The following is a 13,901-nucleotide window of genomic DNA, read 5'->3' as shown; positions in this document are numbered from 1 at the left end:
TGGCGCCTTGCTTAACCGTTCGAAACCGCGACCAGATGCTTCAGCCGCGCCGCGGCAGCGCCGCTATCGAGCGACTGCGCGCCGATCGCGACGCCTTCCTTGAGGTCCTTGGCGCGGCCGGCCACGATCAGCGCGGCGGCGGCGTTGAGCAGGGCGACGTCGCGATAGGCGCTCGGCTTGCCCTGCAGCACGCTGGAAAGCGCGATCGCATTGGCATCGGCGTCACCGCCCTTTAGCGCCTCGCCGCCGACGCGGCCAAGGCCGGCATCCTCGGGCGTCACCTCTGATGTCCTGATCTCGCCGTTCTCGAGCGTCGCAACGAAGGTCGGGCCGGTGAGGGTGATCTCGTCGAGGCCATCGGAGCCATGCACGACCCAGACCTTGTCGGAGCCGAGGTTCTTCAGCACCTGCGCCAGCGGCTGCACCCATTGCCGCGAGAACACGCCGACCATCTGCCGCTTGACGCCGGCCGGGTTCGACAGCGGCCCGAGCAGGTTGAAGATGGTGCGGGTGGCGAGCTCGACCCGGGTCGGACCGACATTCTTCATCGCCGGATGATGCGCGGGCGCGAACATGAAGCCGATGCCGGCTTCCTTGACGCAGCGCCCCACCTGTTCGGGCGTCAAATCGAGCTTGACGCCGAGCGAGGCCAGCACGTCGGCGGCGCCCGAGCGCGACGACAATGCGCGGTTGCCGTGCTTCGCCACGGGCACGCCGGCGCCAGCCACGATGAAGGCCGCGCAGGTCGAGACGTTGACCGAGCCGGAGCCGTCTCCGCCGGTGCCGACGATGTCGACGGCCTCCGCCGGCGCCGTGACCGGCAGCATCTTGCCGCGCATCGCGGTGACGGCGCCGGTGATCTCCTCGACGGTCTCGCCGCGCACCCGCAGTGCCATCAATAGCCCGCCCATCTGCGAGGGCGTGGCTTCGCCCGACATCATGCTGTCGAAGGCGGACGCGGCCTCTTCACGCGTCAGCGTGGCGCCGGTGGCGACTTTTCCGATGATCGATTTCAGGTCGTCCATTCGCTGGCTCAGGGTCTGTTGTTGGAGCTTGATCGCCGCGCAGCGCGTCGTCGCGCTGTCCCGATCATGCTCAATTATTTGCGCCTGTCACCTGTGCGAAGGCTGCCTGGTTGATGGTCACGCCGATATCGGACTCGATCTTCGTGACATATTGCGCGACCTGCTCGTCGCTGAGCGACCGCCGCAGCGCCTCGGTGAGCTGCTTGGCCGCGTCGGACGCGAAGTCGACCGGCGGCACCGTCACGTTGGTGACGCGGAAGACCACCCACTGACTGCCGCCGGCGACGGAAGTCTGTCCATCGCCGTCCTTGGCGGTCCGGAATGCGGCCGCAATCACGCCTGCCGGCACGGCAGGCAGCGAGGCCTCGCGGTTGAAATTCGACGCGGTTTCGACCTTGACGCCGGCAGCGGCGGCTTCGTCGGCGAGCTTGGCGCCGCTGTCGAGCTTCTGGACGATCTCGGTCGCCTTGGCGCGCAGCTTGGTGGAGATCTGGTCTTCGCGCCACTTGGCCTCGACCTGATCGCGAACCTCGTCGAGGCTGCGTTCGCGCGACGGCGTGATGCCGAGCACGTCGTACCAGACATAGCCGCCGTTGAACTGGATCGGGTCGTTGTCGACGCCAACGTCGCTGTTGAAGGCCTGCGACACCACGTCGAGGCCGCGCGGGATGTTGGTCGCGACCTGGCCGTTCGGCAGCCGCCCGGAGCGATCGACCGCGTCGATGGTGACGGGCGTCAGCTTCAGCTTCTGTGCGGCTTCGACGACGCTGGCGCCGCCGCCGCGTTCGTCTTCCATCTTGTCGCGCAGGTCGGCGACCTTGGTGCGGGCGCGCTCGGAGGCGATCTCGTTCTTCACCTGCTGGGCGAGGCTCTCATAGCTCGGGGTCGCGCCGGGCTCGACCTTGCCGACCTTGACCAGCGCGACACCGAAGCGGCCCTGCACCGGCTGGCTGACTTCGCCTGCGGGCAGGGAGAAGGCGGCATCGGCGACGGCAGGGTCGAGGATCGCCGACTTCGCGACCAGCCCGAGATTGACGTCGGCCAGATTGAGGTTGCGCTCCTTGGCGATGTCGTCGAACGACGTGCCCGACGCGATCCGCCCGCGCGCGGCCTGCGCCTCGCCGGCGTCCGGAAACACGATCTGCGAGACCTCGCGCTTCTCTGGCGTGCTGAGCCGGTCCTTGCGCTCCTCGAAGATCTTCCTGGCGTCCTCGTCCGACACCGTTTCCCACTTGCCGATCTCCTCGGGCGTGATGGCGACGAAGGAGATCTTGCGGTATTCGGGCGCGCGGAACTGGGCCTTGTGGTCCTCGAAATAGGCGGCGAGCGCCTCGGGCGAGGGCGGATCGATGGTTCCGGCCTGCGCGGCGCCGAGCGTGATGTAGTCGATCGAACGCTGCTCGTTCTGGAACCGGGTCAGCGCCTCGACCAGAGATTTCGGCGGCTCGATCCCGGACGAGATGGTGCCGGCGATCTGCCGCCTGAGGCCTACGCGGCGCTGCTCGGCGATGTAGCGACCTTCGGTATAGCCATAGTTGCGGATCACGGCCTGGAAACGCTGCGGGTCGAACTGGTTGTTGAGGCCCTTGAAGTTCGGATCGTTGTAGATCGCGCGCAGCACCTCGGCGTCGGACACATTGAGGCCCATGCGGCGTGCTTCCTCGTCCATCGCGGCTTCCGCAAGCGTCTGCTGCAGCACCTGGCGGTCGATGCCGAAGGCGCGCGCCTGGTCCGGCGTCAGCGGGCGGCCGAACTGGCGGCCAAGCTGCTGCAGGCGGTCGGTATAGATCTGGCGGAACTGCTCGGCCGAAATCTCGGTCCCGCCCACCTTGGCGAAGGTCGACTGGCCAAACCCCTTGAAAATGTCGGCAATGCCCCAAATTCCGAAACTGACGATCAAAACGCCCATCACCACGGCCATAATCGTCTTGCCGAGCCAGTTTGATGAGGCTTTCCGCATTCCTCGAAGCATGGGTCCAACTTGTTTTACAGGAGGGGAACCGGGTCGTGCCCAATGGGGAGCTGAAAGTCGAGGCTTTTGTCCCGCAGCAGGGCGTCACCGGATTGAAAACCCATCATAAAGTGGCCGAAGCGCCCCCGCAACCTTGGCCGCGCGGGTGGAAGCGTCGCACGGTGTGCGCGAAGCCGCGCTCTGGAAGTCGCCGCCCGGCTCTGGTAGCGCAGGGACACGCTTGAACGATGGGAAATCCGACATGACGGACGCCATCCGGCCGCTGATCGCCGGCAACTGGAAAATGAACGGCCTGAAATCCTCTTTTGTCGAGTTCGACGCGATGCTGGCGGGCGCCGGCGATGTCGCCGGGAAGGCTGATCTCCTGGTCTGTCCGCCCGCGACATTGGTCGGGGCGTTCGCTGACAAGGCGCGCGGCTCGAAGGTCGCGGTCGGCGCCCAGGATTGCCATCCCAAGGCATCGGGCGCCCACACCGGTGATCTCTCGGCGGAGATGTTCAGGGATCTCGGCGCGGTCGCGATCATCGTCGGCCATTCCGAGCGGCGCGCCGACCACGGCGAGACCGACGCCTTGATTCGGCAGAAGGCGGAGGCCGTCTGGCGCGCCGGGTCGACCGCGATCGTCTGCATCGGCGAGACGCGCGAGCAGCGCGACGCCGGCAAGACGCTCGATGTCTGCGGCACCCAGCTTGCGGGCTCGCTGCCCGACGGCTCGACCGCGGCCAACCTGGTGGTGGCCTATGAGCCGGTCTGGGCGATCGGCACCGGCCTGACCCCGACCGCCAAGGATGTCGAGGAAGTTCATAGGTTTATCCGAGGTCAGCTCACCGATCGCTTCAAGGGCGAGGGAAACAGGATCAGGATCCTCTATGGCGGCTCGGTCAAGCCGTCGAACGCGGCCGAGCTGATGGCCGTCGCCAATGTCAACGGCGCCCTGGTCGGCGGCGCCAGCCTGAAGGCGTCGGACTTTTTGGCGATCGCTGCGGGGTGTTAGGGCTGCCCCTTTCGCACCGAGCTCTCACACCGTCATCCTGAGGAGGCCGCAACGCGGCCGTCTCGAAGGATCGACGGCCCAGCTGGTGGCCGTCGACCCTTCGAGACGCGCGGAGCCTGTCATCGGGCCGCGCTTTGCGCGGACCCGTTGGCGCTCCTCAGGGTGACGGGATTGGCAGTGTTGCGCAGACAGTTGCCATCGGCATCTCTGCTTGGCTACGGATTCAGGCCGCCGCCGCGCCGATCCGCTTCCAGTAGATCATCGTGCCGGTGAGGCCGCCATGCGGCTTCAGCGCGTAGTCCGGGATGATGCCGGTGAGCTGAAATCCCAGTCTTTCATAGAGTGGCGCAGCGCCATCCTCTGCGGCGGTGTCGAGCACCAGCAGCGTGCGGCCGTGCGCGATCGCAAGCTGCTCGGCCGTGCGCATCAATTCCGTCGCGACGCCGCGATGGCGATGGGCGACGCGTGTCATCATCTTTGCAATTTCCGCCCGATGCGGCTGGTTGGGCGGCAGGTTGAGCAGAAGCGTCACGGTGCCGATCAGATCATTGCCGGTGAATGCACCGAGCACGATGCGCTCGCCACGCGTGGCGGCGCCGAGCGAGTCCTGCCAGAATGCATCGGCGTCATCCGGCGACAGCGGATGCATGAAGCTCACCGAGCCGCCGCTGGCGACGGTCTCGATCAACAATTCGCTGAGCGCGCTGCGAATCCCGGGCTCATCGGCGAGTGGCTTGATCGAAAACTGCGGCATGCATCAGCTCCGGGCCAGGGCGACCACATAGGTGCAGGAGGCGTTGGTCTCGTTGGCGAAGGTCGTCTCTGCCGGCGGGCCGAATCCGAGGCAATCGCCGGCGGCGAGCACGTGGCGTGCGCCGCCTTCGGTGATGACGAGGCTGCCGCTGAGCACCCAGACCAGTTGGCGGATATGCGCGTAGGAGGAGGCGGGCAGGGTCACGGTCTGCTTCGGCGGCAGCTCGACCCGCACCAGCTCGACCGGATGGTCGGGACGGCTGAACACCTGGCGGCGCAGATAGCCGGTTTCCGGATCACGCCAGGCCGGTTGCGCGGCGGCGCGCGACAGCCGTTCGCCCTGGCCTTCGGCGCGCAACATCAGGCCGGCCAAAGTGAGGTCGAACGCCGAGGCGAGGCGCACCAGCACGACCGCGGTCGGGCTGACCTCGGCGCGCTCGATCTTGCTGATCGTCGCCTTCGAGACCCCGGCGCGCTCGGCAAGGTCGGCCAGCGACCAGCCCCGGCCATCGCGTTCGAGCCTGATCCGCTGCGCCAGGCGCTGGCTCAGATCGTCTACCAAAGTATCCATCTGTCTACTATAGTAGAAATTGCCGATTCCCGGCAAGGCCTGGCCGGGCCGCGATCGGCGCCGCTTGTGATCGTCGACAGTGCGACTATCTCGGGGGTGACAATGCCCGGTGCAATCGTGTAACAGGGCGCGACTTCACGAAAACCGTAGAGCCGATAGCGCCGTTTGTCTGGCCGCTTGGCGGCTTGTCACGGAAGGCTTGCGATGCAGACTGTCGTTATCATTGTCCACCTCATGATTGTCGCCGTCATGATCGGCGCCGTGCTGTTGCAGAAATCCGAAGGCGGTGGCCTTGGCATGGGAGGCGGCGCCGGCTTCATGTCGAGCCGCGGCACCGCCAATTTGCTGACGCGAACCACGGCGATCCTCGCGGTGGGCTTCTTCGTGACCAGCCTGTTCCTGTCCTGGTACGCGGGCTACGACCGCAAGCCGAGCTCGATCGTCGGCACCGGCGCACCGGCACAGACGCAGCCGGCCGGCGGCACGCCGATGAACGCACCGACCTCGGGCGGCATCCTCGATTCGCTGAAGAAGGCCGACGAGCAGCAGGGGCAGCAGGCCCCGAGCGGCCCGCAGGCGCCACGGTCGCAATAAAGCAGGGTGGCCATGCAGGATGCCCCGCTGGCATCCTGCATCAGAAACCCCCATCAATGCTCTGAAATCGCTTCCAGTTTGATGCAACCCACAGCCCGGCGAATTGTTTGCCGGGAACAGCCGATTCGTTTTGCGAATCGCCGGAGTCGGATTAAAGGTAAAGTCCCATGGCGCGGTACATATTCATCACCGGCGGCGTGGTCTCCTCGCTCGGCAAGGGTCTGGCTTCAGCGGCGCTCGGCGCTCTGCTGCAGGCCAGAGGCTACAAAGTCCGCCTTCGCAAGCTCGATCCCTATCTCAACCTCGATCCCGGAACGATGTCGCCGTATCAGCACGGCGAAGTGTTCGTGACCGACGACGGCGCCGAGACCGATCTCGATCTCGGCCATTACGAGCGTTTCACCGGTCGTCCGGCCACCAAGGCCGACAACATCACGACCGGGCGAATCTACCAGGACATCATCACCAAGGAGCGCCGCGGCGATTATCTCGGCGCCACTATCCAGGTGGTTCCGCACGTCACCAATGCGATCAAGGAATTCGTGCTGTCGGGTAACGACGAGTTCGATTTCGTGCTGGTCGAGATCGGCGGTACCGTCGGCGACATCGAGGGCCTGCCGTTCTTCGAGGCGATCCGCCAGCTCAAGAACGAACTGCCGCGCGATCACGCCGTCTACATTCACCTGACGCTTCTGCCGTACATTCCAAGTGCCGGCGAACTCAAGACAAAGCCGACGCAGCACTCGGTGAAGGAGCTGCGCTCGATCGGCATCCAGCCGGACATCCTGCTGTGCCGCACCGACCGCGAAATCCCCAAGGAGGAGCGGCGCAAGCTCGGCCTGTTCTGCAACGTGCGCGAGAGCGCCGTGATCGAGGCGCGCGACGTCGACAACATCTACGCCGTGCCGGAGGCCTATCACGCCGCCGGCCTCGACGACGAGGTGCTGGCCGCGTTCGGCATCACCGCGAAGATTCCGCCGGCGCTGCAGAGCTGGCACGTCATCAACGAGCGCGTCCGCAATCCGGAAGGTGCGGTGACGATCGCCATCGTCGGCAAATACACCGGCATGAAGGACGCCTACAAATCGCTGATCGAGGCGCTGTCGCACGGCGGCATCGCCAACAAGGTGAAGGTCAATCTCGACTGGATCGAGAGCGAGGTGTTCGAGAACGAGGACCCGGCGCCGTTCCTCGAACACGTCAACGGCATCCTGGTGCCCGGCGGTTTCGGCCAGCGCGGCGCCGAGGGCAAGATCCGCGCGGCGCAGTTCGCGCGCGAGCGTGACGTGCCGTATTTCGGCATCTGCTTCGGCATGCAGATGGCGGTGATCGAGGCGGCGCGCAATCTGGTCGGCATCGAGGACGCCAACTCGACCGAGTTCGGCCCGACCAAGGAGCCGCTGGTCGGCCTGATGACGGAATGGCTGCGCGGCAACGAGCTCGAGAAGCGCTCGCAGAGCGGCGATCTCGGCGGCACGATGCGGCTAGGGGCCTATCCCGCGGCGCTGAACCGCGGCAGTCGCGTCTCGCAGGTCTATGGCGGCGCGACCGAGATCTCCGAGCGGCACCGCCATCGCTACGAGGTCAACACCGCCTACAAGGACCGCCTCGAGCAGCACGGCCTGCGCTTCTCCGGCATGTCGCCCGACGGCGTACTGCCGGAGATCGTGGAGTACGAGGACCATCCCTGGTTCATCGGCGTCCAGTTCCATCCCGAGCTGAAATCGCGGCCCTTTGAACCGCATCCCCTCTTCGCGTCGTTCATCGAGGCGGCAGCCAAGCAGAGCCGGCTGGTTTAGCTGAGCGGCCGTCAGCTGCGCCGCTACACGGCGCAGTCCTCGCTGGTCCGGCGTTCTTTCTTGATCGGTGAAACGTTTGCACCAGCCGCCGGCGTGCCGTCGCGCGTCATCAGCTTGTATTGCGGGCGTCGCGTCAGCCGGTAGACCGCGGCCGGCGGCACGTTGAGGATGGCGCGATCGACCAGCGTGGCGCGCAGGCCGAGTCGGTCGAGGATCGGCCGCGGCACCGGACAGCGCATGCCGTAGGTGAATTGATAGAACGCGCCGCCGGGACGTAGATAGCTGAACGCGCCGCCGACGATCGAGATGACCTTGCGCGGCGACATGTTGAGCAGCGGCAGTCCGCTGACGACGGCGCCGACCGGCGCGCCATCGTAGAGCCGCTCAGAGGCGAGGCGCGCCGCGTCCATCCACAGCACGCGCGCGCCGGGAAAGCGCAGCTGCAACAGCCGCATGAAATCCGAGCCGTATTCGATCAGCGTAAGATCCTGCTGGCGCACGCCGCGCTTCAACAGCTGATAGGTGAACGCGCCCGTGCCCGGACCGAGCTCGAGCACCGGGCCGGTGTCGGCGCTGATGTCGCGCGTGATCAGTTCGGCGAGCGCGGCGCCCGACGGCGCGATGGCGCCGACGCGGCCGGGGGCCGCCATCCACGCCGTGAAGAAAGACAGCAGATCATGTGACATTGGGATTCCCAGCAAAGTGTCGCGGCGCTTCGACTCAGATGCGAAGCGTGACGCCTTGTTTGCGGGAGCTGCATTGCGACAACATTGCGCGAGAGCCCCGTTCCGATTGAATCGGAATGGACTCTAGTGTCCTGAATCAAAAGTTCGGCGGACTCCAAATCGACTCGATGATAGCGGACTCTCCTGATTTGGGGAGGATTGGCGATGGGTCGGCGCTTTGCTCCGCTGGAGCTTGATGAGGTGGAACGTGCTGAGTTGACATCGTTGGCGTCGCGTCGAAGCACTGCTCAGGCGTTGGCGCTGCGGGCTCGGATCGTCCTGGCCTGTGCTGAGGGCGAGCAGAGCAAGGTCGTGGCGGCCCGTTTGGCTGTCGATCCCGACACGGTCGGCAAATGGCGGCGGCGGTTCTCCGAGCATCGGCTTGAAGGTCTTTGGGACGAGCCGCGATCGGGGACGCCACGCACGATTGAGGATGCCCGGATCGAGGCGGTGATCGTTCGCACCCTTGAGACCCAGCCTCCCGGGGCCACCCACTGGAGTTCGCGCAGCATGGCGCGGGCCAGCGGGCTGTCAGTCTCAACAGTACAGCGTATATGGCGCGCTTTCGGCTTGCAGCCGCATCGGTTGGAGACCTTCAAGCTCTCAACCGACCCCGACTTTGTCGCCAAGGTTCGCGACATCGTCGGCCTTTACGTAGCTCCGCCCGAGCGCGCCATCGTACTGTGTGTCGATGAGAAGTCGCAAATCCAGGCGCTGGATCGCAGCCAGCCCATGCTGCCCATGCGACCTGGCCAGCCGGCGCGCCGTAGTCACGACTACAAACGCCATGGCGTCACCTCGCTGTTTGCCGCCCTCGACGTCGCAACCGGCCGGGTCATTGGCAAATGCTATGGACGCCATCGTGCCAAAGAGTTCCGCAAGTTTCTCGATGAGATCGAAGCTGCGGTTCCAGACGATCTGGACGTCCACCTCGTCATGGACAATTACGCAACCCACAAGACGCCGTTGATCCGCAACTGGCTGGCAAAGAGGCCGCGCTGGCACGTCCACCTGACGCCAACCAGTTCATCCTGGCTCAATCAGGTCGAACGCTTCTTTGCACTCATCACCGAGCGTAAGATTAGGCGCGGCATCTATCGCAGTGTGGCGGCGCTACGGGCCGAGATTGCCTCCTTCATCGACCATCACAACGCTGACCCAATGCCGTTCCGATGGACCAAATCAGCTGACGACATTCTCGGCTCAATCGAACGCTTCTGCGCTTACAATCTGCCCGCCAAGGCATAAAATGCCATGAACTTTTGGTTCAGGACACTAGTTTCGACGCGTTTCCTTCACGCGAACCGGTGCCCATCCCGCATCGAGTGCGGGACAGGCTTCGCTCGAAAACGCTTTGGCAGTCACGACGCGAACGGCGCCGGCGGTAAGGTGAGGCGAAAGCACGCGCCGCCCTTCGGACCGTCGAGCACGGAGACGTGACCGCCGTGCAGCCTTGCGATCTCGCGCACCATGTTGAGGCCGAGGCCGGCGCCGCGGTCGAGCGGCGCGAGCCGATAGAACGGATCGAAGATCCGGGTGCGCTGGTCCTGGGGAATGCCGTCGCCTTCATCCGATACGTCGATCGTCGCGGCGCTGCCGACATGGATGGTGATGGTGCCGCGGCGGCCGCCATGCTGGATGGCGTTCTGCACCAGATTGGTGAGCGCGCGCTCCAGCGCGGCGCGATCGCCCAAGATCTCGACGCGATCGGTTGCGGTATCGAGCGACAGCTCGTAGCCGGCCGCGATCGCGAGCGGCGCGAGGTCGGCCGCGACATTGCGGGCGACCGCGACGAGATCGACGCGGACGAACGGATTGCGGCACTGGTCGAAGCGCTGGATGTCGAGCAGTTGCTCGGCCAATGTCGCAAGCCGCGCCGAATCCTCGAGCAGGCGGGTTTTCTCCGGACCTGGCGGCAGCGACTCCAGCCGCGTGTTGAGGATCGCGATCGGCGTGCGCAATTCATGCGCCGCGTCGGCGACGAATCGCTGGTGCCGGGAATAGCCGTCGTCGAGCCGTTTCAGCGCATCGTTGATGGCGGTCACCAGCGGCGCTACCTCGAGCGGCAGATGGTCCGCCGACAGTCGGCTGCCGCGCTGGCGGAAATCGATGCGGCGCGCTTCGTCGGCGGTGGTATCGAGACCGGCGAAGGCGCGCTTCACCACCATCGGCGTCGCGATGAAGGTGGCGCATGCCATCAGGAAAAGGCCGGGCAGGGCAATGGCGAGGAATGCCAGCGTCGTGGCGAGCGCGGTCTTGACGCTCGACATTGGCCCTTGCGTCGCTGTGAGCACCTGCACGGGGCCGGCGTCGGAATTGACGCGCTTCAGCCGCGCCGGCGGCTTGCGCGGATCATCCTCGAACATCTGCCAGCCGAGCCGCGCCTGGCTGATCTGGTCGAGCGCGTCGCCGATCCTGGCGAATTCCGGCGGCACCGCGCCTTCCGTCAGCGAACGGCCTTGCCGGTCGCGCACCAGGAACCAGAGGTCCGGCGTGTCGTCACGAAGCTTTTGCAGTTCGGCCGTCGAGCGCAAAATCAACTCGCCCTTGCCGTCGCGTGCGACCGCGCCCTGCACGATGGAAATCACATGATCCTCATCGCGCGGAACGATCAGGAAGCCGGTGGCACACAACGCGCTGATCAGGCAAACGATCAGCATGGCAAGCAGCAGCGCCTGGAGCGTCACCAGCCGCCAGCTCAGTTGCGAGCGCAGGCAATAGTGCTCGGCCTGTTCGCTCATGACGTTTGCTTCAAGAGATAGCCGACGCCGCGGATGCTGTGGATCTCGACGCCGGCGTTGGCGTCGGCAAGCTTGCGCCTGAGACGCGAGACGTGCGCATCGAGCGCGTTGGACTGGATCTCGTCCTCGAAATTGTAGACGGCTTCCTCCAGCGTCGCGCGCAGCACGGTGCGGCCCATGCGGCGCAGCAGCGTCTCCAGCACCAGCAGCTCGCGCCGCGGCAGCTCGAGCGGACGGCCGTCGACACTGGCCTCGCGATGGCCGCAATCGAACGCCACCCGGCCGGCCCTGATGATCTCGAGCTGCAGGCCGGCGGGGCGGCGCAGCACGGCGCGCAGCCGCGCCATCAGCTCCTCGACCGCGAACGGCTTGGCCAGATAGTCGTCGGCGCCGCTGTCGAGGCCAGTGATGCGGTCGGTGAGATCGCCGCGCGCGGTCAGCACGATGATCGGCACGCCGTCGGCCTTGGCGCGCAGCTTCGGGATCAGCGTGAGGCCGTCGCCGTCCGGAAGCTGGCGGTCGAGCAGGACCGCGCCATGCACGTCGGCACAGATCGCTTCCTCGGCCTCGGCAAGGTTCGGCACGTGGTCGACCACCATGTCGTAGCCCTTCAGCGCCTGTGACAGCGCCGCCGCCATTTCGGCCTCGTCCTCAACCAGCAGTATCCGCATGTCCTTGTGGGTCCAGCTCCTGAAGGCAGGTTTTAGGGCAAGTAACATTGCAACAACATTGCGGAAATGGCTGCCTGTCGCGAGCAGGGGTGCCATGTTGTCACCCCCTCAAGACAGTCCGGAAGGCGCTGGCTATAACCGCCCGCACACAAATCTGGGAGGACTGCCAATGATCTACGAGACCCGCGTCTATCGCTGCCTGCCGGGACGGCTGCCGGCGCTGCTCAAGCGCTTCGAGACCATCACGCTGAAGCTCTGGGACAAGCACGGCATCAGGCAGGCCGGTTTCTTCACGACGCTGGTCGGGGAATCCAACCAGGACCTGACCTATCTGCTGGCCTGGGAATCGCTCGCCGAGCGCGAGAAGAAGTGGACCGCGTTCGCGACCGATCCGGAATGGATCGCCGCACGCGCCAAGACCGAGGAGGACGGCCAGATCGTTCTCACCATCGTCAACCAGCTTCTGGTGCCGACGGCGTTTTCGTCGGTCAAGTGACGCCCGCTGCGGCCATGTTCCCGTCATTGCGAGCGAAGCGAAGCAATCCATTCGTACTGCATATGCGGAGCGATGGATTGCTTCGTCGCTTCAGCGCAAAATTGCTTCGCAATTTTGTCGCGAGCTCCTCGCAATGACGGGGAGGCATCTTTTCTCGGTCCCTTGGGGAGGGAAAGTTGCAGCGACGCTATTGCAGGCAGCCCGAGGTCTGATCGCCCTGGGTCACCATCGGCTTGCCGTTGATGAAGACGCCGTGGCTGCCGGAGGTCGTCTTGCCGCCGCAATGCGTGCGATCGCCCATGACCACCGCCGGCTTGCCGTTGATCAGGACGTTGGGCACGCCCTCGACGAGCGGGCCGCCATTGCTGGTGGTATCGCCGCTGCGCGCCGCCGGCTTGCCATTGACGGTCACGCCGGTGGCGCCGCTGGTGACGACCCCGGGCTGGCTGCTGGTCTGGCCGTAGGCGAGGCCCGACATCGCCGACAGGGCGGCGACGGCTCCGATCATCAGCGGGATGCGCATGGCTTCCTCATGGGAATCTGTTCCGCGCCAGTTTATAGGCGCTGTTTGGGCGGGATTGTGTTAGCACGGCGCACCCACGGCGTCAGCGCAACCCCCTCATCGTGCGGGATGGCTTGATCCGTCCCGCGCGGGACTGCATGGTCGCCGGCAAAAGGATGCAGCATTTTGACCAATCAGGTTTCCGCGCAGGCCGCCGCGCCGATCGTTGCCGTCGGATCGGCCAAATTCGGCAATGCCTTGCCGATTTCGATCATCGCCGGTCCCTGCCAGCTCGAGAGCCGCGCGCACGCGCTTGAAGTGGCGTCCGCGCTGAAGGAGATCGCGGCGCGGCTCAAGATCGGTCTGGTGTACAAGACCTCGTTCGACAAGGCGAACCGCACCAGCGCGACGGCGGCGCGCGGCATCGGATTGGCGCAGGCGCTGCCTATCTTCGCCGAGATCCGGTCTTCGCTCGGGCTGCCGGTGCTGACCGACGTGCATGAGGCGACCCAATGCGCCGAAGTGGCGCAGGCGGTCGACGTGCTGCAGATCCCGGCCTTCCTGTGCCGGCAGACCGATCTCTTGCTGGCCGCGGCCGCGACCGGCAGGGTCGTCAATGTCAAGAAGGGCCAGTTCCTGGCGCCGTGGGACATGGCCAATGTGGTCAGCAAGATCACCGGCGCCGGCAACGCCAATGTGCTGGTCACCGAGCGCGGCGCGTCGTTCGGCTACAACACGCTGGTCTCGGACATGCGCGCGCTGCCGATTCTTTCGCGCACCACCGGCGCGCCTGTGATCTTCGACGCCACCCATTCGGTGCAGCAGCCGGGCGGCAAGGGCACCTCGTCGGGCGGTGAGCGTGAATTCGTGCCGGTGCTGGCGCGCGCCGCGGTCGCGGTCGGCGTCGCCGGCGTGTTCATCGAGACCCATCCCGATCCGGATCACGCGCCGTCGGACGGCCCCAACATGGTGCCGCTCCGCGACTTCGAGTCCCTCGTCAAGCGGCTGATGCAGTTCGACGCGCTGGCGAAGACGGCGGCCTGACCGGCGGACAACGA

At 65.8% G+C, this 13,901-nt stretch carries 14 protein-coding genes; 6 read left to right on the top strand and 8 right to left on the bottom strand.

Going from position 1 to position 13,901, the window contains the following annotated elements:
* Positions 1 to 11 precede the first annotated feature (11 nt).
* Together trpD and ACVIHF_RS16175 are read right to left on the bottom strand one after the other, a co-directional pair.
* A complete protein-coding gene (trpD, locus tag ACVIHF_RS16180; RefSeq protein WP_028334043.1) occupies positions 12 to 1,025 on the bottom strand; it encodes an anthranilate phosphoribosyltransferase in 1,014 nt (337 codons plus the stop codon).
* A gap of 70 nt (positions 1,026 to 1,095) precedes the next feature.
* Positions 1,096 to 2,997, bottom strand: coding sequence for a peptidyl-prolyl cis-trans isomerase (locus ACVIHF_RS16175; RefSeq protein ID WP_456792282.1), 1,902 nt, complete (start codon positions 2,995 to 2,997; stop codon positions 1,096 to 1,098).
* Positions 2,998 to 3,238: 241 nt separating this feature from the next.
* On the opposite strand from ACVIHF_RS16175, the gene tpiA reads away from it, so the two are divergent.
* Entirely contained in the window at positions 3,239 to 3,991 is a 753-nt protein-coding gene (tpiA, locus tag ACVIHF_RS16170; protein ID WP_456792281.1) for a triose-phosphate isomerase, read from the top strand.
* Between the two features lie 223 nt (positions 3,992 to 4,214).
* On the opposite strand, the gene ACVIHF_RS16165 is transcribed toward tpiA, so the two are convergent.
* Both ACVIHF_RS16165 and ACVIHF_RS16160 read right to left on the bottom strand, forming a co-directional pair.
* Positions 4,215 to 4,745, bottom strand: coding sequence for a GNAT family N-acetyltransferase (locus ACVIHF_RS16165; RefSeq protein WP_456792280.1), 531 nt, complete (start codon positions 4,743 to 4,745; stop codon positions 4,215 to 4,217).
* Positions 4,746 to 4,748: 3 nt separating this feature from the next.
* Entirely contained in the window at positions 4,749 to 5,315 is a 567-nt protein-coding gene (locus tag ACVIHF_RS16160) for a helix-turn-helix domain-containing protein (RefSeq protein WP_456780463.1), read from the bottom strand.
* A 204-nt stretch (positions 5,316 to 5,519) separates the two neighbouring features.
* Here ACVIHF_RS16160 and secG point away from each other — a divergent pair, with 204 nt between their 5' ends.
* Both secG and ACVIHF_RS16150 read left to right on the top strand, forming a co-directional pair.
* Positions 5,520 to 5,909, top strand: a complete 390-nt coding sequence (secG, locus tag ACVIHF_RS16155) for a preprotein translocase subunit SecG (RefSeq protein WP_283061332.1) — start codon at positions 5,520 to 5,522, stop codon at positions 5,907 to 5,909.
* A gap of 167 nt (positions 5,910 to 6,076) precedes the next feature.
* On the top strand, positions 6,077 to 7,708 hold the full coding sequence (locus ACVIHF_RS16150) for a CTP synthase (protein ID WP_057016524.1): 1,632 nt from the start codon (positions 6,077 to 6,079) through the stop codon (positions 7,706 to 7,708).
* 23 nt (positions 7,709 to 7,731) lie between these two features.
* On the opposite strand, the gene ACVIHF_RS16145 is transcribed toward ACVIHF_RS16150, so the two are convergent.
* On the bottom strand, positions 7,732 to 8,394 hold the full coding sequence (locus ACVIHF_RS16145) for a class I SAM-dependent methyltransferase (RefSeq protein WP_057016525.1): 663 nt from the start codon (positions 8,392 to 8,394) through the stop codon (positions 7,732 to 7,734).
* 204 nt (positions 8,395 to 8,598) lie between these two features.
* On the opposite strand from ACVIHF_RS16145, the gene ACVIHF_RS16140 reads away from it, so the two are divergent.
* On the top strand, positions 8,599 to 9,681 hold the full coding sequence (locus ACVIHF_RS16140; protein ID WP_253604297.1) for an IS630 family transposase: 1,083 nt from the start codon (positions 8,599 to 8,601) through the stop codon (positions 9,679 to 9,681).
* A 113-nt stretch (positions 9,682 to 9,794) separates the two neighbouring features.
* On the opposite strand, the gene ACVIHF_RS16135 is transcribed toward ACVIHF_RS16140, so the two are convergent.
* Both ACVIHF_RS16135 and ACVIHF_RS16130 read right to left on the bottom strand, forming a co-directional pair.
* Positions 9,795 to 11,174, bottom strand: a complete 1,380-nt coding sequence (locus ACVIHF_RS16135; protein WP_456792279.1) for a sensor histidine kinase — start codon at positions 11,172 to 11,174, stop codon at positions 9,795 to 9,797.
* The gene (locus ACVIHF_RS16130; RefSeq protein WP_141342680.1) at positions 11,171 to 11,845 is read right to left on the bottom strand and encodes a response regulator; all 675 of its coding nucleotides are present in this window, start codon (positions 11,843 to 11,845) and stop codon (positions 11,171 to 11,173) included. The genes ACVIHF_RS16135 and ACVIHF_RS16130 overlap by 4 nt, the downstream gene beginning before the upstream one ends.
* A gap of 169 nt (positions 11,846 to 12,014) precedes the next feature.
* Between ACVIHF_RS16130 and ACVIHF_RS16125 the strand changes: the two genes are divergently transcribed.
* On the top strand, positions 12,015 to 12,341 hold the full coding sequence (locus ACVIHF_RS16125; RefSeq protein WP_456780466.1) for an NIPSNAP family protein: 327 nt from the start codon (positions 12,015 to 12,017) through the stop codon (positions 12,339 to 12,341).
* A gap of 187 nt (positions 12,342 to 12,528) precedes the next feature.
* Here ACVIHF_RS16125 and ACVIHF_RS16120 read toward each other — a convergent pair whose 3' ends face one another.
* Positions 12,529 to 12,864: a PAAR domain-containing protein gene (locus tag ACVIHF_RS16120; RefSeq protein WP_456780467.1), complete on the bottom strand. Its 336-nt coding sequence runs from the start codon at positions 12,862 to 12,864 to the stop codon at positions 12,529 to 12,531.
* Between the two features lie 165 nt (positions 12,865 to 13,029).
* Between ACVIHF_RS16120 and kdsA the strand changes: the two genes are divergently transcribed.
* Positions 13,030 to 13,887, top strand: a complete 858-nt coding sequence (gene kdsA, locus ACVIHF_RS16115; protein ID WP_456792278.1) for a 3-deoxy-8-phosphooctulonate synthase — start codon at positions 13,030 to 13,032, stop codon at positions 13,885 to 13,887.
* Positions 13,888 to 13,901 lie beyond the last annotated feature (14 nt).

The sequence above is a fragment of the Bradyrhizobium sp. USDA 4506 genome (assembly GCF_054058795.1).
The sequence above is the reverse complement of the archived record's forward strand: the minus strand, read 5'-3'. Positions and strand labels throughout refer to the sequence as shown.